Here is a 20,693-nt window from a genome sequence, read left to right on the forward strand (position 1 = left end):
GCATGGCCAGACGTAATCCCTACGCGCAGCGGGAGTGGCTGCCGCATGAAAAGCCGATGCTGCCAGGCTCCCCCTCGACGCCGCTGCATTCGCCAGGCAAGCGCGTTGCGTTTGGTCTGATTGGCTTGCTGATTACGCTGACCGGCGCGCTCAGCAACGCGCTGGTCACGGCAAACCTGACAAATCTGCAGGGGACGTTTGCCGCTTACAGCAATGAGATCGCCTGGCTGCCGGCGGTTTATGTGATGGGAAACATTTCGATTAACCTGCTGCTGGTAAAGTTTCGCCAGCAGTTTGGCCTGCGGCTGTTTACCGAAGCGTTCCTGGTGCTGTATGTCATCGTGGCGTTTTTTCATCTGTTTGCCAACGATCTCAGTTCAGCCATTATTGTGCGCACCGCGCACGGAATGGTGGCCGCCGCGCTCAGCTCGCTGGGGATCTACTATCAGGTACAGGCGTGGCCGGCAAAACACCGCCTGAAAGCGCTGGTGATCGGTATTACGGCTTCCCAGCTGGCGATCCCGCTGGCGCGGCTCTTTTCTACCGAGCTGCTGCAGCTGGAGGAGTGGCGTGGCCTTTATCTGTTCGAGCTCGGGCTGGCGCTGATTGCGCTCGGCTGCGTGCTGGTGGTCAGGCTGCCTCCGGGAGACCGCATTAAAGCGTTTGAAAAACTCGATTTTGTCACGTTTCTGCTGCTGGCACCGGGTATGGCGCTGCTGTGCGGTGTTTTGTCACTGGGACGCATTGAATGGTGGTTTACCACGCCGTGGCTGGGCGTTTGCCTGGCGCTGGCGCTGGTGCTGATTGTTTCCGCCGTTGTGCTGGAGCATAACCGGACCAATCCGCTGATCAACACCCGCTGGCTGAGTAGCGGCATGATTGTCCGGCTGGGTATCGCCATGATCATGATCCGTATTGTGCTGGCTGAGCAGAACACCGGGGCGATCGGCTTTTTGCAGCAGCTGGGGCTGCTTAACGATCAGCTGCATGGCCTGGCGCTGGCCATTATCGCCGGCGTCATCTGCGGCATTATCGCCAGTGCGCTGACCATTAAGCCTGGCCAGCTTAACTGGCCAATAGTGACCTCGCTGGCAATTATGATTGTGGCCTCGCTGATGGACGCGCAGTCAAATCCGCTGACGCGCGCACATAACCTCTATTTCAGCCAGTTTCTGCTGGGCTTCAGCAGCGCCTTTTTCCTGGCGCCAGCGATGCTGCTGGGGATTGGCAGCGTGGTGACGCAGCCGAAAAATCTGGTCAGCTTCGTGGTGCTGTTTGGTATGAGCCAGAATCTGGGCGGGCTGATCGGTTCCGCCATTCTCGGCACATTTCAGACCTGGCGGGAGAAGTATCACTCCAGTCTGCTGGCCGACAAACTCTCGCAGCTCGATCCTAACGTAACCGAACGGCTGGATCAGTACCGCGCGCTGTTTCGCAGCCAGCTGACCGATAGCGTACTGCTGAGCGCCCAGAGCAGCAGCCAGCTACAGACAGTCGCCACGTTGCAGGCGAATGTCCTTGCGTATAATGATACTTATCTGCTCACGGCAGCCCTGGCGATGTGCACGCTGCTATGGGTATTATGGCGACTGTCGCGTCAGCGTTATCTTGCGTGGCGTCAGGCGAAAAATCATCAGGATGAGCCGCGTCAGACAGCGCCCTCAGCGAATTAAACGGAGAAGAGATGAGTCAACAGGATGATCTGCAGGTGGCTGAGCGCGAACGTGCGCATCGCCGCCGCACGCTTTCCATCGCCGCTGGCGCGGGAATTGTGATTGTGGGTGTGCTGGTAATTCTTTATGCCTGGCAGCTCTGGCCGTTTACCAGCAGCGTGCAGACCACGGAAAACGCCTATGTGCGCGGCCAGGTCACCTTTATCAGTCCGCAGGTCAGTGGCTATCTGACCGGCGTTGAGGTTGTGGATCTGCAGCCGGTGAAGCGCGGCGAGCTGCTGATGACCATTGACGATCGTATCTATCGTCAGCGCGTGCATCAGGCTCAGGCGCAGCTTGAGATGAAAGTGGCGGCGCTGAAAAATAATCAGCAGCAGCGAAAAAGCGCTGAAGCGACCATTCTCAGCAATAAAGCCGCGCTGGAGAACGCCCGGGCACAGAGGCAGAAAAGCGGGCTCGATCTGAAACGGGTGGAAAATCTGGCATCGGATGGGTCGCTTTCAGTGCGCGAGCGTGACGCGTCGCGTGCAGCGGATGCGCAGGCGCAGGCGCAGATGCGGCAGGCCGAAGCGCAGGTTGCCGTGGCGCAACAGAATCTGCAAACGGTGGTAGTGAACCGTGCTTCGCTGGAAGCTGACGTGGCTAACGCACGCGCGGCGCTGGAGCTGGCGAATATTGACCTTGCCAATACCCGGATTGTGGCGCCTGACAGCGGCCAGCTGGGACAGCTCTCCGTGCGTAAAGGCACCTATGTTACTGCCGGTACGCGTCTCACTTCAGTGGTGCCGGATAAAAAGTGGGTGATTGCCAATTTTAAAGAGACGCAGCTGGCGCATATTCGCCCGGGCTTACCGGTTACGTTTAGCGTCGATGCGCTTAATGGCCGGCGCTTCAGCGGCAGGGTAGAGTTTATCTCCCCTGCGGCTGGCTCAGAGTTCAGTGCGATCTCCCCCGACAACGCCACCGGAAACTTTGTGAAGATTGCGCAGCGCATTCCGGTACGGATCGCTCTTGATCCTCAAGATCAGCAGCTGCTGCGTCCGGGTATGTCAGTGGAGGTGAGCATCGATACTGCCGCAGAGCCGGTGAAGGAGACGCCGTGAAGCCGCTGTTACCTTTATCACTTGCGCTGCTGCTGCTCAGCGGCTGTGCGACCCACGTTGAAAAAGCGCCTGCTTCGCTGCCAATCCCGGAACAGTGGCGCGATCGGACCGGGCCGCAGGCGCCGCCGGAAGCCGCGTGGTGGCGCACCTTTGGCGACAGCGATCTGAATCGTCTGGTCAGTCAGGCACTGAAATATAACAGCGATATTCTTCTTGCCCGGGCGCGGGTCGATCAGTACCGGGCGCAGGTGCGCGCGGCGCAGGGCGATAACTTTCCGGCGCTCTCTGCCGGTGTGGCTGCCAGCCGCCAGCGTTCGCTCTCGGCGGCAACCGGCCAGCCCTATGAAAGCGCCGTGTTTCAGGGCTTACTGCAGGCTAATTATGAGGTCGACCTCTGGGGCAGCCGCAGTAACAGCATACGCGCGGCGGAGGCGACGCTGGAGGCGCAGCGCGCTGCGGCAGCGGCGGCTGAGCTTACCGTTGCCAGCTCAGTAGCATCGGGCTACGTTACGCTTGCCTCGCTGGATGAACAGCTGCGCGTGACACAGGCGACGCTGGCAACGCGCGAAAACTCCCGCCAGCTTGCCCGGCGCCAGTTTGAAACCGGCTATACGTCGCGACTGGAGTGGATGCAGGCGGAGTCAGAGTACCAGACGGCCAGCGCGCAAATTCCGCAGCTGCAGCATCAGATCGCGCAGCAGGAGAACGCATTAAGCGTCCTGGCAGGCATGAACCCGCGTGATATCGCACGCAGCCATCGCTTTGACAACATCCGGCCGCACACTCTGCCCGCGCTGCTGCCGTCGCAGCTGCTGAACCGGCGTCCCGACATTGTTCAGGCGCAGCGTGAGCTACTGGCGGCAGATGCCTCTCTGGCGTCCGCACGCGCCAGACTGCTGCCTTCACTCAACCTCACCGCCAGCGGCACGCTGCAGAGCAGCGAGCTGCACACGTTACTGGATAATCCGTTTCGTCTCTGGAGTCTGGGGGGCAGTATCCTCGCACCGCTGCTTAACCGCGAAGCGCTGACGGCACAGGTTGACCTGCAGATGGCGACGCGCAATCAGGCGCTCTACAGCTATGAAAAAACGGTGCGTAACGCCTTCTCGGAAACAGAGGATGCGCTGGATGCGATTCGCCGCAATCAGGAGCAGCTGGCGGAGCTGCAAAAGCAGGAGCAGTTTGTAGCGGAAGCGTACCGCATTGCCCGCAATCGCTATCAGAATGGCTATGCTTCGTATCTTGATGAGCTTGATGCACAGCGTACGCTCTTCAGCACGCAGCTTAATATTGTCTCGGTGAAAAATAATCTGTTGCAGGCGCAAATCGATCTTTATCGGGCGCTGGGTGGCGGCTGGCACGCCGCCTGAAGCGGGATCCTGGCGGTAGCAGGGAAGTGATAAAATCACGCGCGGTATCTGTTTCGCACAGAAATAGTCGTGAAATATTTATCACTTTCCATTACACTCAGCGCGCAATTTTGCCCTGATTCTGCTTACGCTATTGAGTTTTCATGAGTTTGCCGGCCCCACCTGACGATAACGACGAGTCTCACCGTCAACCGCTTGATGATGCGCACTTCGCTATCGTGGTTCTTGCGGTCACTTCGGTAACGCTTATAATCTTTGTCCTGATGCTCACTCTGTGGATGAGCTAACGCCTGCAACGCAGTATTAACGCCTGCAAGGAGAGCTAAATGGACGCTCGCGACGATAAACTGATCGCTATCATTGGCCTGCTCTGCGCCTGCCTGATTGGCGTGATCTTTCTGGTTGCCATGACCTGGCTTACCGATGTGCGCCGTCCTGCCGACACGCTGCAGGACGTCAAAAGCTGTGCGCCAGCTTCCCGCCATACTCAGCACTCCTGACGTTGCCATTTGATCTGCTGACCGCGCAGCTCCAGCGCCAGTCCCTCATGCAGAGTACGATTACCGTTAGGATCGCCCAGCCCGAACAGGGCGCCGGGGGAGCGGCGGTCATCCGCCCAGGCGGGATACTCCACCACCGGATAGAGTGAAATCCCCTCCAGCGCAACGCCCTGAGCCAGCGCCAGCCGCGCCTCCGCACTGACGTACCGCAGCCAGGGCGCGCGCGCATCGCCTTCAGCTCCCGTTTCCGCCAGCAGCAGCGGACGCTGATAACGCTGCCAGCACGCCAGCAGCAGCTGATGCAGGGGCTGACGCTGCGGATGATCGGATGGCAGAGTATCGCCTGACCAGAACCAGTGGTTGTCGGGATAGTAGTTCAGGCCCAGAATATCGAGAAAGTCCGCCTGTCCACCGAGCCCCGGTTCAGCGCGCCCGGCCAGCCAGTCCCACGCTTCAAACTGCATCTCATGCTGCCGGGCAGCATGCCCGGCACTCTCTGGCTTATCCGGGTCTGCAGCGATCTGCACCAGCGGATCGGTCAGCACAAAGCGTGCTTCAGGATAGACATCGCGGATCGCATGCATCGCTGCCAGCGAGGCGCGTACCAGCTGGCGCTTCAGATCGCGTCCGCGTTCGCTGGCGTAGGGATCGAGCCATGAGACATCCGCCCCGGCCCAGGCCCAGAATGAGATTTGATTAATCGGAGTAAAAAACGGCTGCTCTACGCCCTCATCGCGCATCAGCTGTGCCATAGCGCGTGCATAGCGGGCAAAGTGCTCAACGAACGCCGGTTTCCAGATATCAAGGTGCGCCGGATAACCAAAATGCGCCAGCTCCCAGATAATCTGCATATTGTGGCGTGCGGCCGCATGGATCATCGGCAGAAAGGAGCGCCAGTCGTAGTGGTCAGGCGTCGCTTCAATCAGATGCCAGCGCGCACCGTCGCGCGCCGTGAGCAAACCTTCCCGCACCAGCGCGGCGTAATCTTTGTCCAGCAGCATATCGTGTCCGCTACTGACAACCATATCCAGCCGGCGGCCACCGCTGCGACAGGCGGTAGAGCAGGGAAAGCTGCCCTGAAAAAAACTGCGAAAAAGCCGGGGTTGATAATGAGGCAGTAACGCGGTCATATTTCACTCCTCAGGGTAATCGGCCGATGCAGAACCACGGGCTAAGTCTAGACTAAATTAGCAGCCGGCTCTGCCGGCCAGGCGTGCAGGTTGCCTGCCACCGCGACAATGCCAATAATAAGCGTGATTACGTATTCAGGGATCCAGTATGAGCGAAGCAGCAGCGCTGCCCGGCCAGTTAGCCGCGGGCGATGAATTACGGCAAAGCGTGGCGCAGCAGTGCGCACAGCATCCCGGCCTGAGCGGCATCCACCCGCTTAACGACGGGCTTGACGCGTTTGCTGCACGCTACCTGCTGATGAGCATGGCGCGGCACACTATCGATGTGCAGTACTACATCTGGCATAACGACATGTCCGGACGTCTGCTGTTCAGCGCGCTGCTGGACGCTGCCGGCCGCGGTATCAGGGTGCGCTTACTGCTGGATGACAACAATACGCCGGGGCTGGATAACACGCTGGCGGAACTGGAACGTCATCCGAACATTTCGGTCAGACTGTTTAACCCGTTTTCATTCCGCACGCTGCGCGCGCTGGGCTACCTGACTGACTTCGCGCGCCTCAATCGCCGGATGCATAATAAAAGTCTGACGGTAGATGGCGCCGCAACGCTGGTGGGGGGGCGCAACGTCGGGGATGAATATTTTGGTACCGGCAATGAGCCCCTGTTTACCGATCTCGACGTGCTGGCCATCGGGCCGGTTGTCGATGAGGTTACAGCCGATTTCGAGCGCTACTGGCATAGCCAGGCGGTATCGCCGTTGCGCAGCGTAGTGGACGTGCGCAGCGATGAGGGCGAAGCGGTGCGCCTGCCGCCGGAGTGGCAGCAGAGCGAGGCGGTGCAGCGTTATCTGGCGCGCCTTAACCACTCCGATTTCGTCAGCCAGCTGGGGCAGGGCGCGCTGGCGATGACCTGGGCTGAGGCGCGCCTGCTGAGCGACGATCCGCGCAAAGGGCTGGGCAAAGCCAGACGCAGCAGCCTGCTGCCGCAGCGGATGCTGGAGGTCATTGGCACGCCACAGCAGCAGTTCGATATTATCTCAGCCTATTTTGTCCCGACCCGCGCCGGGGTGGCGCAGCTATTATCACTGCGCCGGCGCGGCGTGCGTATCGCCGTGCTGACCAACTCACTGGCTGCCAATGATGTCACCGTGGTGCATGCCGGATATGCGCGCTGGCGAAAAAAGTTGCTGCGTCACGGTATTGCGCTATATGAACTGAAACCTCAGGCACACGCCGGCGATCCTCCGCACGATCGCGGGCTGACGGGTAACTCCGGCTCCAGCCTGCATGCAAAAACGTTTACCGTTGATAATCGCAAAGTCTTTGTAGGTTCATTTAATTTTGATCCCCGCTCTGCGGTGCTGAACACCGAAATGGGGCTGGTCATTGAGAGTGAAACTCTGGCGCGCCAGACGCATGAGCGCTTCAGTCGCGGCATGCAGCATCGTGCCTGGACGCTGCGGCTGGATAAGTGGGGCCGGGTAAACTGGATAGAACAGGATGAGCAGGGCGCAGAAGTGGTACATAAACATGAACCGCAGTCAACGCTGCTGCAGCGCCTGCTGGTGCGGCTGGTATGGCGGCTGCCGGTAGAGTGGCTGTTGTAGCGGCGCGCTGAAACGCGCCGCCGATGCAGCCTCACCCTTTCTGCGCAGCCTTCTTGCCGGAAAACAGAAAGCGCAGCAGCGGAATACGCAGGTGGATCTCATAAAGCGCAAATGCTGCGGCAAATACCGTTATCAGCCCGGCAAAGAAACCCAGCGTGTTATTACTGATGTGCGGCGTCACATATATCCCATACAGGATAGTGAGCGGATGATGGACGAGATAGATAAACAGCGAGGCGTTCACCAGATAAACGATACGCGGAGAGTGGCTGTTCAGCAGGCGGTGCCCGACGCTATAGCAGACGTTCAGCATGCACACGCCCATCAGCGTTGAGAGCAGCATATCGGTCTCATAGAGCCAGCCGTCGCCGTTGCCATAGCGCTGATTCAGGTAATAGGCGATAAAGACCGGCACGGTGCCAAAGCAGATCAGCGGATTAAACCGTACAAACAGCGCTTTCAGCGGCGGATGTTTCCAGCTCAGCGCGCCCAGCATAAAGAACGGCAGATACGTCAGCGTCTGCATGACCGCAATGGTAAAGAGTCCATCCATCATGATGCCCGGCGTCAGCAGCAGCAGCGTGCGACGCAGCAGGCACCACAGTAGCGCATAGCCCAGCAGTGCCAGCGTTACGCTGCCCCAGCCGGTCTGCTGATAGTCACGCGTGCTGTGCTGGTTGCGCAGCCAGCGAAATGTCAGCATACCCAGCGCCGTCAGGATCACCAGGACCAGCAGAAACCAGAGGTGCGAGATCAGATCCCACGCCAGAGCATTGTATTTGTCGTATGCTGAAAAGCGATCCCAGCCATCAAGCTTGTGAGTGAGATATTTCAGCAGAAAGAACTGCGGCAGCGTAATCAGCGGAATAGCGGCGAGCAGCGGAATGCCCACGCGCTCCAGCCTGACTTTGAGCCAGCGTGCCGGCTGGTAGCGCAGATAAAGCATGTAAGAAAAATAGCCGGAAATAACAAAAAACACCTGCATGCGAAATGCATGGATGAAGTCGTTAAAAATGGTCAGCCACAGCGAGGGGTCCTGACTGTTTACGGACCAGCGCTGTGTCGAGTAGATCAGCGAGACGTGAAACGGCACCCCCAGCAGCATCAGGTAAGCTCGAATCGAGTCGAGAAAATATTCGCGTTCAGGTTTTACAGCGCTCATAAGCTTCCGGTTCATCCTATACAGGCTGGTTTCACCCTGAAACCAGATCGTGCAGCAGAACATTCTGTTGCCGGTTAACAGCCTATACTATCAGTTGATTCTGTTTCTTAAACCGCCGGGTTTAATATTCCGAAAAGTGCCCTGGAGGCTTGGCGCTGCGCGGGACAATGTTTTACATAAGCTGTCGGAAAACCGAATAATCCATTAAGATGAGTGGGTTTGATCTGAGCACACGAAAGGGGGGGATGTGCTAAATAAAGTGAAAAATAATAGCGGGCTGGTGAAGATGCGCTGGACCAGCGCAGCAGTACTGCTGGCGCTGTACGCAAATAATAGCTGGGCGTTTAACATTGATGATGTGGCAAAACAGGCTAAAGCACTGGCAGGCAAAGGTTTTGAAGCGCCAAAAAGTAATTTACCCTCTCAATTTCGCGAAATGAAATTTGCGGATTATCAGCAGATCCAGTTTAACCACGACAAGGCATACTGGGGCAAGCTGCGCACGCCGTTTAAGCTCGAGTTTTACCATCAGGGGATGTACTTCGACACACCGGTGAAGATCAATGAAGTCACCGCCTCCTCGGTTCGTGAAATTAAATACGATCCGGCCTATTTCAATTTTGGCAACGTCAAACATGACGCTGATGCGGTAAAAAATCTCGGCTTTGCCGGGTTCAAAGTGCTCTATCCGCTGAATAATAAAGGCAAGCAGGATGAGATCAGCAGCTTCCTTGGTGCCAGCTACTTCCGCGTAATCGGGGAAGACCAGGTCTATGGTCTTTCCGCGCGCGGTCTGGCAATTGACACCGCGCTGCCCTCTGGTGAAGAGTTCCCGCGCTTTAAAGAGTTCTGGATCGAACGTCCGAAACCTCAGGCGAAGCAACTGGTTATTTACGCGCTGCTTGATTCACCTCGCGCTGCGGGAGCCTACCGTTTTGTGCTGAAACCAGGCAAAGCCTCGGTAGTGGATGTGCAGTCTAAAGTCTATCTGCGTGATAACGTAGGTAAACTGGGCGTGGCACCGCTGACCAGTATGTTCCTGTTTGGTGCTAATCAGCCTTCGCCGGTCAGCAACTTCCGTCAGGAGCTGCACGACTCCAACGGCCTCTCGATCCACGCCGGTAACGGTGAATGGATCTGGCGTCCGCTGAACAATCCACGCCATCTGGCAGTCAGCACCTTTACGATTGAAAACCCGAAAGGTTTTGGTCTGCTGCAGCGCGGACGCGACTTCAGCCACTATCAGGATCTCGACGATCGCTATGATAAGCGTCCAAGCGCCTGGGTTGAGCCGCAGGGTGACTGGGGTAAAGGGCGCGTTGAGCTGGTTGAGATCCCGACTGCGGATGAGACCAATGACAACATCGTCGCTTTCTGGACGCCGGAAAAACTGCCTGACGCGGGCAAAGAGATGGGTTTCAACTATCGTCTGCACTTCACCCGCGATGAGAATCAGCTGCATCAGGATGATGTTGCCTGGGTCAAAGATACCCTGCGTTCTGCAGGTGATGTGAAACAGTCTAATCTGGTCCGCCAGCCTGACGGTTCTGTCGCCTTTACCCTCGACTTCACCGGTAAAGCGATGAGCATGCTGCCGGAGGATACGCAGGTAGCACCGCAGGTCAGCGTTGGCGATAACGCTGAAGTGGTTGAGCAGAGCGTACGCTACAATCCGGTGACCAAAGGCTGGCGTCTGGTGCTGCGTCTGCGCGTGAAAGACAGCAAGCAATCAACCGAAATGCGCGCCGCGCTGGTAAGCGGTGACAAGACATTGACGGAAACCTGGAGCTATCAGTTACCTGCCAATGAATAAATCGACTTTTTTACCTCAATCTTATGTGGAGGCGCTGCCGCTTGATGCGGCAGGTCGCGCGCGGCTCAGCACATCGCTGCAAAATGCGCCCGCCTTCCACGCTATCCATACGGTGCTGGGGCAGGATAACGCAGCCAGCGATCGGCCTGACGATGCACCGCTGAAATCGGTCTCATCACGCATAGCGATGACGTGGCCGGATGCGGTAGCGGATGGCCAGCAGTTCAGTAAAGATTATCTCGATCGTACAACGTTGAAAGCGATGCCGCCGGTTAAACGCTCGCTGATGTTCCCGGAAGCCTGGCGTACCAATCCGCTGGCGCGCGCGTGGAACTCGCTGCGCGGGCAAAAAGTGCATCCGCGTTATGCAACGGCGGAGGAGCAGCGCGCGGAGGATAAGTGGCGTCATGTCGGTTCAATGCGCCGCTATACGCTGCTGATTCTGACCATCGCGCAGACCGTGGTAGCGACCTGGTATATGAAAACCATTCTGCCGTATCAGGGCTGGACGCTGCTCGATCCTGTCGGGCTGTTTCAGCAGAACTGGATCGAGTCGGTAAAGCTGATCCTGCCTTATATTCTGCAGACCGGCATTCTGTTCCTGTTCGCCATTCTGTTCTGCTGGGTATCGGCGGGCTTCTGGACGGCGCTGATGGGTTTCCTGCAGCTGCTGATTGGACGCGATAAATACAGTATCTCTTACTCAACCACAGGTGATGAGCCGCTGAATCCGGAGCATCGCACCGCGCTGATCATGCCCATCTGTAACGAAGATGTAGAGCGTGTTTTTGCCGGACTGCGCGCGACCTGGGAATCGGTAAAGCGTACCGGGAATGGTGAGCATTTTGATGTCTACATTCTCAGCGACAGCTACGATGCGGATATTGCGATTGCCGAGCAAAAAGCGTGGATGGAGCTGGTACGCGACGTGGGCGGAGCGGGCAAGATTTTTTATCGCCGCCGCCGCCGCCGCGTGAAGCGTAAAAGCGGTAACATCGATGACTTCTGTCGTCGCTGGGGCAGCAACTACAGCTACATGGTGGTGCTGGACGCTGACAGCGTGATGAGCGGTGAGTGTCTGACCGGTCTGGTACGCATGATGGAAGCGAACCCGAATGCCGGGATTATCCAGTCTTCGCCAAAAGCCTCCGGTATGGATACGCTCTATGCGCGCTGCCAGCAGTTTGCCACCCGCGTTTACGGGCCGCTGTTTACCGCAGGGCTGCACTTCTGGCAGCTGGGCGAGTCGCACTACTGGGGACACAACGCCATTATTCGCGTACAGCCCTTTATTGAGCACTGTGCGCTGGCGCCGCTGCCGGGTGAAGGCTCATTTGCCGGTTCAATTCTGTCGCACGACTTTGTTGAAGCCGCGCTGATGCGCCGCGCCGGCTGGGGAGTCTGGATCGCTTACGATCTGCCAGGTTCTTATGAAGAGCTGCCGCCTAACCTGCTGGATGAGCTGAAGCGCGACCGTCGCTGGTGCCACGGTAACCTGATGAACTTCCGCCTGTTCCTGGTAAAAGGGATGCATCCGGTGCACCGTGCCGTCTTCCTGACCGGCGTTATGTCCTACCTCTCTGCGCCGCTCTGGTTTATGTTCCTTGCGCTTTCCACGGCGTTGCAGGTGGTCCATACCCTGATGGAGCCGACCTACTTCCTGCAGCCGCGTCAGCTCTTCCCGGTCTGGCCGCAGTGGCGTCCCGATCTGGCTATTGCGCTCTTTTCCACCACGCTGGTGCTGCTGTTCCTGCCGAAGCTGCTGAGCGTGGTGCTGATTTGGTGTAAAGGGGCTAAAGCTTATGGTGGCGCGCTGCGTCTGTTCATCTCGCTGATGCTGGAGATGCTGTTCTCGGTGCTGCTGGCGCCGGTGCGCATGCTGTTCCACACCGTGTTTGTGGTCAGCGCCTTCCTCGGCTGGGAGGTGGTGTGGAATTCACCGCAGCGTGATGATGATGCCACTCCGTGGAGCGAAGCGTTCCGTCGTCACGGTTCGCAGATGCTGCTTGGCATCGTCTGGGCTGTGGGCATGGGCGTACTGGATCTCAACTTCCTGTGGTGGCTGGCACCTATTGTCTTCTCGCTGATCCTGTCGCCGTTTGTATCGGTGATGTCGAGCCGTGCGACCGTGGGTCTGAAAAGCCGACGGGCGAAACTGTTCCTGATCCCGGAAGAGTATGAGCCGCCAAAAGAGCTGGTGGATACGGATCACTATCTGCAGATCAACCGAGAGCGGGCGCTGAAGCATGGCTTTATGCATGCGCTGTTTAACCCGGCGTTTAACGCGCTGGCGACCGCGCTGGCTACGTCGCGTCATAAACAGAGCACGCTGCTGGATCACGCCCGCGACCGGCATGTGGATCAGGCGCTGAGTGATGCACCGGAAAAACTGAACCGTGAACAGCGCCTGCAGCTGATCAGCGATCCTGTGGTTCTGGCGCGCGTGCATACCCGCCTGTGGGAGAATGCGGATAAGTATCATCAGTGGCTGGAGAGTTATCAGAAGCTGACGCTTAATCCGCAGGCACTGCCACCGCGTGCCTGAGCAGCAGTCAAATAGTAAAAGCGGCAGCGATGCCGCTTTTTTATTGCCGGTGCTAAAGCCAAACAGGGCAGGTATAGTAGCAGGTCAATCAGTGAGGATAAGCGATGTGAAAAGCGTTCTGGCCGTCATACTGGCAGGCAGTGTATTAATGCTGAGCGGGTGCGGCAGCATCATCAGCCGTACCGTGCCCGGACAGGGGCACGGCAACCACTATTATCCCGGCGTGCAGTGGGATGTCCGCGACGGCCCGTGGCGCATCGTCACCATCCTCGATCTGCCGCTGTCGCTGATAGTGGACACGCTGCTGCTGCCGGTTGACGCGCAGCATGGACCTTATGAGTAAGATTACGCCAGATTATCTGAATCCGTGTTGTCATCTTCCCACTCTTCAGCGGCCACTTCACCCTCTTCAAGATCGCGCTGTGGTGCCAGCTGAAATTCGCCATCATCCCATTCGTGCAGGGTATTTTCAGACTGCCACTCCTGACGCATCTCAATTTCGTCGAAATCGCCGTCAAATACCGCCTGCGCCGCCTCACCGCTAAGCAGCGGCAGGCATTCACCCTGTTCATCTTCACTGGCAAAGAACTCCGCCTGCCACATAATGTCGCCATCCTGCATGACATATTTTTGCAGACCAAACTGACTGACGCTGGCCTCCTCTTCGGATACGCCCTGCTGGCTGGTCATAAACTCTTCACGTGCGGCTTCGATTGCTTCTTCTAAGGTGCTGAACAGATCCATCGATGACTCCTTGACTGTAAAAAGGGGATTTTACAGAAGGATAGACGAAAATTTGCAGAACGCAGGCAGCACGGGCAGGTAGTGAAAATACTACCCGCCCGTACGCATCAGAGCATTTTTTGCGGAAAGTGCAGAACCGGACGGACGGTTTCGCGCATCACCGGTGCAGAGTAGCGAATACAGCATTTGATACACGGTTTCACTTTTTTGAAGTTAATACGCGCGGTGGCCAGCGCCTGATTCAGGTTGTAGAGAGTGCCAATAAACACCATATCTTCTTTAAGCGGCATCCGTTTGCACTCTTTACGATGCAGCAGATGATAGCCTTCCTGATCGGTACCGATCGTAACGTAATAATAATGACCTTTGTTCATATTATTTTGTCCTGCATGAGATTTGCTGTGTGTAATCTTTTTTATTTTTCTGAGAACAGTTAATTGGTTAACTGTTGCAACTGAAATTAACCGGAATCAGCAGAGTGAACCAGCGCAATAAAGTAATTAAAAAAATTTTTTAAATGACAATATGGAATAAGCAGCCTGTTTTATCGACAACGCATTGTAAAATAAGTCAATTTTTCTGCATTGATAAGTAAGCCAAACGATTTTGAAAAAAATAAATAGGATTAGGCCTGGAATTATAGATGATCAGTGCCAGATTGCACTCTTTTAATTGATAAGTCTGGTTCAGCAAGGCGATGTCAGATGGCTGATTGCCTGCTGTAAAGCGCTGCGGCAGGCAAATCCGGCGGCAAATATTGTTAACGGAGCTAATGTTTTTCAGATAAAACCAGAGATAACGCTGGATCTGATGGACATATCAGGTGCGGTTCAGGCTATCGGTCTCTGTACTGATAGCCTGAACGCCGCGCCGCATCAGTAGCGCGACGGCTGACCTTCCGGACGGGTTTTAAAGCGACGATGCAGCCACATATATTGCTCAGGCGCGAGCAGCACCGTCTCTTCAACAACGCGGTTCATCACCGTTGCCGTATCAAGCTCACTCTCCAGTGAGAACTGATGGCGAATATCCGGCATCAGTTTCAGCTCGTAACCGCGTCCGTCCGGCAGACGACGTGCCAGAAAAGGCACCACGCTGGGATTAGCCAGACGGATCAGCATATGGGTTCCGGTCGTGGTGGCTGCTTCCTTAACGGCAAAGAAAGGAGCAAACACGCTGCTGCGCGGGCCGTAGTCGTGATCCGGCGCATACCAGATGATGTCATTACTCTTCAGTGCCCGAATCATGCCTTTGAGATCTTTGCGATCCAGCATACTTTTATTTGAGCGCATCCGGCCCCAGGTCTGTAGCCAGTCGAGCAGTTTGTTATCGTTCGGGCGATAAACACCAATTCCCGGGTTGTACATGCCGAACACGCGAGCGCCCAGCTCAAGCGTCAGAAAATGCATACCGATCAGCAGAATTCCGCGCTTTTCTGCCAGCGCCTGAGTCACATTCTCCAGTCCTTCCGGCTTAACCCACTTACGGATACGCCAGTCGGGCCAGAACCAGGCCATACCGGTTTCAATCAGCCCCATTCCGACTGATTCAAAGTTATGTTTAACCATTGCCTCGCGGTCGCTGACGGGCATATCAGGAAAGCAGAGCTCCAGATTGCGTCGCGCAACCTCTGTGCGGCGTTTCATAAAACGCATAGCAATACGCCCCAGACCGCAGCCAAACGCATACAGAAGCGGGTAGGGAAGTAAGACCAGCACGTATAAAAATCCAATGCCCAGCCAGGTGAGCCAGTAGCGCGGATGAAGCAGTTCACGGGTAAATTGCGGAAGTTGGGTCATGGAAGAATCAGTATCCTGCGTTCTGTACCAGAGAGTCCGGTTTCTGTTATTTAAAGCAATTATGCCATTTTTTGTCGTTAACTGTAATCACACCGCGTTCACAACGCCCGTCAGGCTGGTGTTTGCCGGATTAACAGACGGACAGCGCAGAAAACCGTCATGCGCGTATGACTGCCAATTCGGTCCGGGGGCTAGGCACAGCTGTGAATTCAGGTATCATGTGCGCCCTGAAATTCTCTCATTGCTAACAGGTGTTCACCATGCCAGTGTTACATAACCTCGTTTCCAATAAAGAGCTGAAAGATCGCATGCTGGCGGAAACAGAGCCGCGTACGACAGTCTCTTTTTATAAATATTTCCAGATTGCCGATCCCAAAGCGTTCCGCGATCGCCTCTATATTGCGCTGACACAGCTTAGCGTATTTGGCCGTGTCTATGTGGCCCGGGAAGGGATCAACGCGCAGATCAGCGTGCCGGCCGGGAAATATGAAGCGATGAAAGCGATGCTGTACGCTTTTGATCCGGCGCTGGATAATCTGCGCATGAATATTGCGCTGGATGATGACGGTAAATCATTCTGGGTGCTGCGCCTGAAAGTGCGCGATCGTATTGTTGCCGATGGCATCGACGATGGCAGTTTTGACGCCAGCGATGTGGGCAGCTACCTGAAGGCAGCAGACGTTAATGCGATGCTGGACGATCCTGACGCCGTATTTGTCGATATGCGTAACCACTATGAGTTTGAAGTGGGCCACTTTGATAATGCGCTGGAAGTGCCGGCAGATACCTTCCGCGATCAGCTGCCGATGGCTGTGGATATGCTGCAGGATAAGAAAGATAAAAAAATTGTGATGTACTGCACCGGCGGTATTCGCTGTGAAAAAGCGAGCGCCTGGATGAAGCATAACGGCTTTGATGATGTCTATCACATTGAAGGCGGCATTATTGAATATACGCGCCGCGCGCGCGAGCAGGGATTACCGGTGCGTTTCAAAGGCAAAAATTTTGTCTTTGATGAGCGTATGGGCGAGCGTATTTCCGATGATATTCTCTCCAGCTGCCATCAGTGCGGTACGCCGTGCGACAGCCATACTAACTGTGTTAACGACGGTTGCCATCTGCTGTTTATTCAGTGTCCCGCCTGCGCTGAAAAATATCAGAACTGCTGTAGCCCAATCTGCATGGAAGAGGCAAAGCTGTCGCCTGAAGAGCAGCGCGCACGTCGTGCCGGACGCGAAAACGGTAATAAGGTATTTAACAAATCGCGTGGTCTGCTGAATATGACAATGACCATTCCCGCGCCCGATAAGTCATAATGACGAATGCCGCCTGAGAACGTTATCTCAGGCGGCTTGCCGCTTACTGACGTACTCCCTCTACAGAGATAATCAGCTCAGCCTTCTGTGAAGCAGGGCCCAGATCCTTGCTGATATTAAACTCTTTCAGAACGACCTCGCCGCTGGCTTCAAACCCGGCCCGGTAACCGCCCCACGGATCTTTACCTTCACCCATCAGGCGTGCATCCAGCGTAATCGGTTTTGTTACGCCGTTTAGCGTCAGATTGCCGGTGACTTTATAACGCTCTCCCTCTTTTTTAATCTCTGTTGAGGTGAACGTAGCCTGAGGATATTTGCTGGTATTAAGAAAATCTGCGCTGCGCAGATGTTTGTCGCGCTCAGCATGATTGGTATCCAGACTTCCGGTATTGATGGTGACATTCACTTTATCGGCTGCCGGATTAGCGTCGTCAAAGGTGAATCCGCCGTCAAAATCTTTGAATGTGCCATATAACCAGCTATAGCCAAGGTGCTGAATACGAAACTGTACAAATGCGTGCTGTCCCTCTTTATCGATTTTATACTCTGCGGCGCTGGCGTGAAGGCTGGTGGCAAACAGCGCGGCGGCACTAACGGCCAGAAGCGTTTTTCTGATCATGATACATCCTTTTGAGAGAGTGAACGTGAGCGTAAACCGAGCATGCGCCTGAGCGTCGCGTCCCGATCGATAATATGATGTTTAACTGCTCCCAGCGCATGCAGCGCAGAAAGCAGAACCAGGCTCCAGGCCAGCCATAAATGCAGCGTGCCTGCCAGGTCTGCCTGCTGCGGCCCGCCAGCAACGACTACCGGCAGGTTAAACCAGCCAAATACAGAGACCGGTTTATCGTCAGCGGTAGAAATCAGATAGCCGCTAACCAGCAGCAAAAGGAAAAGCAGATAAAGCAGGGCATGCACACCCCGGGCGGTACGGCGCACTGTGGCAGAATAGCTGGCGAGCGGGGCGGGTACAGGGGAGTGCCAGCGCCAGAGCAGCCGCAGCAGCAGCAGAATAAACAGTATTGTTCCGACGCTTTTATGAATATCCGGTGCAGTATGATACCAGCTGTCATAATAGCCCAGGCCTGTCATCCATAATCCGAGGGCAAACATCGCATAGAGGGCAACCGCCATGCTCCAGTGGATAATAATTGAGAGCAGGCCGAATCGATCTGCAGTGTTGCGCCACATAGCCTTTATTCCTGTCCATGAAATAAGTGCTGCAAGCATCCTTAATTCGTTAACTAAAAGCAATGAGCCTTACTTTTCTATAAAAAAGCGGATCGTTTTCAAAATTTTAAAATAGCAATGCGCTACTGCTTCAGTAATATTGACTGAATGCAGGTGTTTTTCAGTTAACAAATATAATTACTACACTGGATGAGTCATTATTGAGTGTCGGGCGTAAACAAATGTAAATGGGAGGGCTGGCAGCCGCGGTGCTGCCAGCCTGAGTGTCAGGAAAAGCGCCGTAAAGAAAAGGGCGTAAGATCGAAACTGAAGGGTTTATCCTGAGCAAATTCGCTGGCAAGCTCGCCCAGAACGCTGGCAAATTTAAAGCCGTGGCCGCTGAGTCCGGTAATGATTAAGCGGTTGGGTTCATCCGGCAGGGTATCGATAATAAAATCTTCATCAGGGGTATTGTCATAACTGCACGCCTCGCCGTGTAAACAGACGCCAACGCCGGGCAGGAACTGCCGCAAAAAGCGAAACGCTTCGCTGCCATCTGAGGCCACAGCACCAAAAGGTTTGCGATCCTGCGGTGTCTGCATGACCTGACCCCCATCGTGCCGGCCCACTTTAAGGGCGTTATTATCCGCCGGGAAGCCGTAAAAGTGACTGCCGTCTGGTGTCTCTACGGTAAAGCCGGGAAAGTGATTGTTTTCACTGTAGCGGCCGTCGGCCTGATACCAGGCAAATACTTTACGCACTGGCGTAACCGGCAGATCGGCTATCAGTTCACTGACCCAGGTTCCGGCGCTGACCAGCAGCTTACGCGCGCGATAGATCCCATCCAGCGTGGTGACCTGCTGCAGCTCGCCGTCGCGGCTGATATCGCTGACCGGGCAATTAAATAGCTGTGCACAGCCAGCCTGTTCAGCCAGCTTTATCCAGCTGCGCACCGCCTCTTCACATTTCAGATAGCCCGACTTCGGCTCAAAAACGCCGATGTAGCCATCCGGCACGGTAAACTGCGGCCAGCGTTGTCGCACCTCATCCGCCTGCAGTAGCTGGACATCCAGCTGCCAGGTTTTCGCACTGTGAATAACATTCTTAATGAATGGCGAATGAGCGGGTGCCAGGTTGAGAATGCCGCTGCGATGCATGATACGCTCGCCGCTCTGCTGTTCCAGCGCATCCCACAGTGACTGGGCGCGCAGCACCAGCGGCACATAACGCTCTCCTTCACCATAGGCGTGGCGAATCAGGCGGGTCTCGCCGTGATGTGTTCCCTGCTGATGCGGGGGATGCGCGCTGTCGATCATTAGCACCGATAAGCCAGCCTGCGTAGCGTAGAAACCCGCAGCGGCCCCGACTGACCCACTGCCCACGATAATCAGATCGTAAACCATGACACGAACACTCCTGCAAAACGGCGAAATTTTTCAACAGCATATCAAAAGCGGGAGCGATATGAAAAAGGCACCCGATGGGTGCCTTTTTCGCGCAACAGGAACGATCAGTGCTTGCGACTATCGCGCAGGTTTTGCTCAGTAGATTCTATTTTAGCAATGCCAGCTTCCAGTATAGAGATAAACTGTCTGGCAACATCAGTGGTTAACCAGTAGGTCAAACCGACGTCAGCTTCTTCTTCTCTTTGATCCTGCGAGGAGAGCGAGTGCAGGCGTATCATCATGGCGTCATAGCTGTCAACGGTGCTGATGTCCCATCCAATCAGGGGATGAGTCTGAATGACGTCTTTATTACTGTCCATTATAACCTCCTTATTACTCGTTAAACGAAGTGCTTCTTGAGGTTCAATGCGGCTGCTACATGCACTAGCGAGCTAATTATAACATGAAATAGCGGTCAGACAGGCAAACAGTAATGAAATGCGGCTATATAAGTGCGAAATGCGCCAGAAAATGCTGTAAAAGCGCCGGCGGATGACGGGTTGATTTCCCGCTACATGCGTAACCGGCCCGACAACATCATCTGTTTTATCGGCGAAAGCGACAGAAACTTCAGCGTAACATGCCGGACTCAGTCGTGGAATATCAGGGCTGCGCTTCAGCAGAGAGCGGATCTGTGCGCTGCCGGAGCGTCTCCGCCAGACGGAAAAATTGCTGTTGCAGCGATGCATCGTGCTGCTGGTTCTGCGCTTCCTGCGTCAGGTTATGAGCAAGCAGCTGGACTGCGGGCGCATCGAGTGAAAGCGTCAGGCTGGTAAAGGCAGTTTCCAGGACGGTTAAACGGCGCTGCTGCTCGGCAATGAGCGCCAGCAGTTCACCAAAGGTCATCGCCTCTTCGGGTTTATCTGTGATCATCTGTCAAACACCTCCTGTAAGCATGGCGAGGCAAGAATAGGGGATCGATAAACCTGAGTCTAGATGGCGGCTGTTTTTCTGGCGAGGGGAAATGAAACAAAAAAAGCCGGGGCGAAACCCGGCAAAAACGGCACATTGGCGGTTAATCGTGAGTAAACCAGTCGTCGGCACTTTCCCAGGTTTCCTGCAGGAGATCGGTAATACGATCGCGTGAAGTTTTACAGCCGCCGGTCACGCTGAGCTGATTGCCGGTGGCATAGCGCACATTGACGTGGTGCTCGCCTTCAGGAAAATCGTGCGCAATACGACGGGAAAGCTCCGCGCTAAGCGCATCGAGTGCACCTGCGGGCAGCGGGCGATTTTTCGCTACGGTAATATCAATACGCATAGACGCCTCCGGTTTAATATACTGGTTATTTGTACAGTATCTTAATGCCGAAG

20 protein-coding genes are annotated in these 20,693 nt (G+C 55.5%); 9 read left to right on the forward strand and 11 right to left on the reverse strand.

Going from position 1 to position 20,693, the window contains the following annotated elements; translation table 11 throughout:
• The first annotated feature begins 2 nt into the window (after nt 1-2).
• From F3I15_RS07480 to F3I15_RS18200, 4 genes are all read left to right on the forward strand, one after another.
• Nucleotides 3-1,673, forward strand: coding sequence for an MFS transporter (locus F3I15_RS07480; protein WP_150017302.1), 1,671 nt, complete (start codon nt 3-5; stop codon nt 1,671-1,673).
• An 11-nt stretch (nt 1,674-1,684) separates the two neighbouring features.
• Nucleotides 1,685-2,776 carry an HlyD family secretion protein gene (locus F3I15_RS07485; protein WP_150017303.1) on the forward strand — a complete coding sequence of 364 codons (1,092 nt, stop codon included), beginning with the start codon at nt 1,685-1,687 and terminating at the stop codon, nt 2,774-2,776.
• Nucleotides 2,773-4,146, forward strand: coding sequence for an efflux transporter outer membrane subunit (locus F3I15_RS07490; protein WP_150017304.1), 1,374 nt, complete (start codon nt 2,773-2,775; stop codon nt 4,144-4,146). Before F3I15_RS07485 ends, F3I15_RS07490 begins: the two co-directional genes overlap by 4 nt.
• A 326-nt stretch (nt 4,147-4,472) precedes the next feature.
• On the forward strand, nt 4,473-4,646 hold the full coding sequence (locus tag F3I15_RS18200; protein WP_190314961.1) for a hypothetical protein: 174 nt from the start codon (nt 4,473-4,475) through the stop codon (nt 4,644-4,646).
• On the opposite strand, the gene F3I15_RS07495 is transcribed toward F3I15_RS18200, so the two are convergent.
• A complete protein-coding gene (locus tag F3I15_RS07495; protein WP_150017305.1) occupies nt 4,634-5,776 on the reverse strand; it encodes a beta-glucosidase in 1,143 nt (380 codons plus the stop codon). The two genes, F3I15_RS18200 and F3I15_RS07495, sit on opposite strands and share 13 nt — an antisense overlap.
• Nucleotides 5,777-5,924: 148 nt before the next feature.
• On the opposite strand from F3I15_RS07495, the gene F3I15_RS07500 reads away from it, so the two are divergent.
• Nucleotides 5,925-7,385 (forward strand): phosphatidylserine/phosphatidylglycerophosphate/cardiolipin synthase family protein, encoded by a 1,461-nt coding sequence (locus F3I15_RS07500; protein ID WP_150017306.1) that lies wholly within the window; start codon nt 5,925-5,927, stop codon nt 7,383-7,385.
• A gap of 31 nt (nt 7,386-7,416) precedes the next feature.
• Here F3I15_RS07500 and mdoC read toward each other — a convergent pair whose 3' ends face one another.
• Nucleotides 7,417-8,547, reverse strand: a complete 1,131-nt coding sequence (mdoC, locus tag F3I15_RS07505) for a glucans biosynthesis protein MdoC (protein WP_150017307.1) — start codon at nt 8,545-8,547, stop codon at nt 7,417-7,419.
• A gap of 277 nt (nt 8,548-8,824) precedes the next feature.
• Here mdoC and F3I15_RS07510 point away from each other — a divergent pair, with 277 nt between their 5' ends.
• The 3 genes from F3I15_RS07510 to F3I15_RS07520 all read left to right on the forward strand — a co-directional run bounded on the left by F3I15_RS07510 (nt 8,825) and on the right by F3I15_RS07520 (nt 13,248).
• Nucleotides 8,825-10,360 (forward strand): glucan biosynthesis protein G, encoded by a 1,536-nt coding sequence (locus F3I15_RS07510; RefSeq protein ID WP_190314971.1) that lies wholly within the window; start codon nt 8,825-8,827, stop codon nt 10,358-10,360.
• Entirely contained in the window at nt 10,353-12,905 is a 2,553-nt protein-coding gene (mdoH, locus tag F3I15_RS07515) for a glucans biosynthesis glucosyltransferase MdoH (RefSeq protein WP_150017309.1), read from the forward strand. The genes F3I15_RS07510 and mdoH overlap by 8 nt, the downstream gene beginning before the upstream one ends.
• 106 nt (nt 12,906-13,011) lie before the next feature.
• Nucleotides 13,012-13,248, forward strand: coding sequence for a YceK/YidQ family lipoprotein (locus tag F3I15_RS07520; protein ID WP_039383751.1), 237 nt, complete (start codon nt 13,012-13,014; stop codon nt 13,246-13,248).
• 2 nt (nt 13,249-13,250) lie between these two features.
• On the opposite strand, the gene F3I15_RS07525 is transcribed toward F3I15_RS07520, so the two are convergent.
• The 3 genes from F3I15_RS07525 to F3I15_RS07535 form a co-directional block, all read right to left on the reverse strand.
• Nucleotides 13,251-13,649, reverse strand: a complete 399-nt coding sequence (locus F3I15_RS07525; protein WP_150017310.1) for a MysB family protein — start codon at nt 13,647-13,649, stop codon at nt 13,251-13,253.
• A gap of 107 nt (nt 13,650-13,756) precedes the next feature.
• The gene (locus F3I15_RS07530) at nt 13,757-14,023 is read right to left on the reverse strand and encodes a hypothetical protein (protein ID WP_065649626.1); all 267 of its coding nucleotides are present in this window, start codon (nt 14,021-14,023) and stop codon (nt 13,757-13,759) included.
• A gap of 501 nt (nt 14,024-14,524) precedes the next feature.
• The gene (locus F3I15_RS07535; RefSeq protein WP_150017311.1) at nt 14,525-15,448 is read right to left on the reverse strand and encodes a Kdo(2)-lipid IV(A) acyltransferase; all 924 of its coding nucleotides are present in this window, start codon (nt 15,446-15,448) and stop codon (nt 14,525-14,527) included.
• A 260-nt stretch (nt 15,449-15,708) separates the two neighbouring features.
• Here F3I15_RS07535 and F3I15_RS07540 point away from each other — a divergent pair, with 260 nt between their 5' ends.
• A complete protein-coding gene (locus tag F3I15_RS07540; RefSeq protein ID WP_150017312.1) occupies nt 15,709-16,764 on the forward strand; it encodes a rhodanese-related sulfurtransferase in 1,056 nt (351 codons plus the stop codon).
• A gap of 43 nt (nt 16,765-16,807) precedes the next feature.
• On the opposite strand, the gene F3I15_RS07545 is transcribed toward F3I15_RS07540, so the two are convergent.
• The 6 genes from F3I15_RS07545 to dinI all read right to left on the reverse strand — a co-directional run bounded on the left by F3I15_RS07545 (nt 16,808) and on the right by dinI (nt 20,640).
• Nucleotides 16,808-17,383, reverse strand: coding sequence for a YceI family protein (locus F3I15_RS07545; RefSeq protein ID WP_150017313.1), 576 nt, complete (start codon nt 17,381-17,383; stop codon nt 16,808-16,810).
• On the reverse strand, nt 17,380-17,955 hold the full coding sequence (locus tag F3I15_RS07550; protein ID WP_150017314.1) for a cytochrome b: 576 nt from the start codon (nt 17,953-17,955) through the stop codon (nt 17,380-17,382). The genes F3I15_RS07545 and F3I15_RS07550 overlap by 4 nt, the downstream gene beginning before the upstream one ends.
• A 266-nt stretch (nt 17,956-18,221) precedes the next feature.
• Nucleotides 18,222-19,337, reverse strand: a complete 1,116-nt coding sequence (gene solA / locus F3I15_RS07555; protein ID WP_150017315.1) for an N-methyl-L-tryptophan oxidase — start codon at nt 19,335-19,337, stop codon at nt 18,222-18,224.
• Nucleotides 19,338-19,444: 107 nt separating this feature from the next.
• Nucleotides 19,445-19,699, reverse strand: a complete 255-nt coding sequence (gene bssS / locus F3I15_RS07560; RefSeq protein ID WP_150017316.1) for a biofilm formation regulator BssS — start codon at nt 19,697-19,699, stop codon at nt 19,445-19,447.
• Nucleotides 19,700-19,982: 283 nt separating this feature from the next.
• Nucleotides 19,983-20,252 carry a hypothetical protein gene (locus tag F3I15_RS07565; RefSeq protein ID WP_039383765.1) on the reverse strand — a complete coding sequence of 90 codons (270 nt, stop codon included), beginning with the start codon at nt 20,250-20,252 and terminating at the stop codon, nt 19,983-19,985.
• A gap of 142 nt (nt 20,253-20,394) precedes the next feature.
• Nucleotides 20,395-20,640 (reverse strand): DNA damage-inducible protein I, encoded by a 246-nt coding sequence (gene dinI / locus F3I15_RS07570; protein WP_039383767.1) that lies wholly within the window; start codon nt 20,638-20,640, stop codon nt 20,395-20,397.
• Nucleotides 20,641-20,693: the final 53 nt, after the last annotated feature.

The organism is Pantoea sp. M_9 (assembly GCF_008631385.1).
GTDB lineage: Bacteria > Pseudomonadota > Gammaproteobacteria > Enterobacterales > Enterobacteriaceae > Pantoea > Pantoea eucrina.

What these genes read in the sequence shown, in the direction of transcription:
- dinI (WP_039383767.1), bottom strand. Translation starts at nt 20,640, where the DNA reads ATGCGTATTGATATTACCGTAGCGAAAAATCGCCCGCTGCCCGCAGGT.
- mdoC (WP_150017307.1), bottom strand. Translation starts at nt 8,547, where the DNA reads ATGAGCGCTGTAAAACCTGAACGCGAATATTTTCTCGACTCGATTCGA.
- F3I15_RS07565 (WP_039383765.1), bottom strand. Translation starts at nt 20,252, where the DNA reads ATGATCACAGATAAACCCGAAGAGGCGATGACCTTTGGTGAACTGCTG.
- F3I15_RS07480 (WP_150017302.1), top strand. Translation starts at nt 3, where the DNA reads ATGGCCAGACGTAATCCCTACGCGCAGCGGGAGTGGCTGCCGCATGAA.
- F3I15_RS07525 (WP_150017310.1), bottom strand. Translation starts at nt 13,649, where the DNA reads ATGGATCTGTTCAGCACCTTAGAAGAAGCAATCGAAGCCGCACGTGAA.
- F3I15_RS07540 (WP_150017312.1), top strand. Translation starts at nt 15,709, where the DNA reads ATGCCAGTGTTACATAACCTCGTTTCCAATAAAGAGCTGAAAGATCGC.
- F3I15_RS07545 (WP_150017313.1), bottom strand. Translation starts at nt 17,383, where the DNA reads ATGATCAGAAAAACGCTTCTGGCCGTTAGTGCCGCCGCGCTGTTTGCC.
- F3I15_RS07550 (WP_150017314.1), bottom strand. Translation starts at nt 17,955, where the DNA reads ATGTGGCGCAACACTGCAGATCGATTCGGCCTGCTCTCAATTATTATC.
- F3I15_RS07495 (WP_150017305.1), bottom strand. Translation starts at nt 5,776, where the DNA reads ATGACCGCGTTACTGCCTCATTATCAACCCCGGCTTTTTCGCAGTTTT.
- F3I15_RS07485 (WP_150017303.1), top strand. Translation starts at nt 1,685, where the DNA reads ATGAGTCAACAGGATGATCTGCAGGTGGCTGAGCGCGAACGTGCGCAT.
- solA (WP_150017315.1), bottom strand. Translation starts at nt 19,337, where the DNA reads ATGGTTTACGATCTGATTATCGTGGGCAGTGGGTCAGTCGGGGCCGCT.
- F3I15_RS07535 (WP_150017311.1), bottom strand. Translation starts at nt 15,448, where the DNA reads ATGACCCAACTTCCGCAATTTACCCGTGAACTGCTTCATCCGCGCTAC.
- F3I15_RS18200 (WP_190314961.1), top strand. Translation starts at nt 4,473, where the DNA reads ATGGACGCTCGCGACGATAAACTGATCGCTATCATTGGCCTGCTCTGC.
- F3I15_RS07530 (WP_065649626.1), bottom strand. Translation starts at nt 14,023, where the DNA reads ATGAACAAAGGTCATTATTATTACGTTACGATCGGTACCGATCAGGAA.
- bssS (WP_150017316.1), bottom strand. Translation starts at nt 19,699, where the DNA reads ATGGACAGTAATAAAGACGTCATTCAGACTCATCCCCTGATTGGATGG.
- mdoH (WP_150017309.1), top strand. Translation starts at nt 10,353, where the DNA reads ATGAATAAATCGACTTTTTTACCTCAATCTTATGTGGAGGCGCTGCCG.
- F3I15_RS07500 (WP_150017306.1), top strand. Translation starts at nt 5,925, where the DNA reads ATGAGCGAAGCAGCAGCGCTGCCCGGCCAGTTAGCCGCGGGCGATGAA.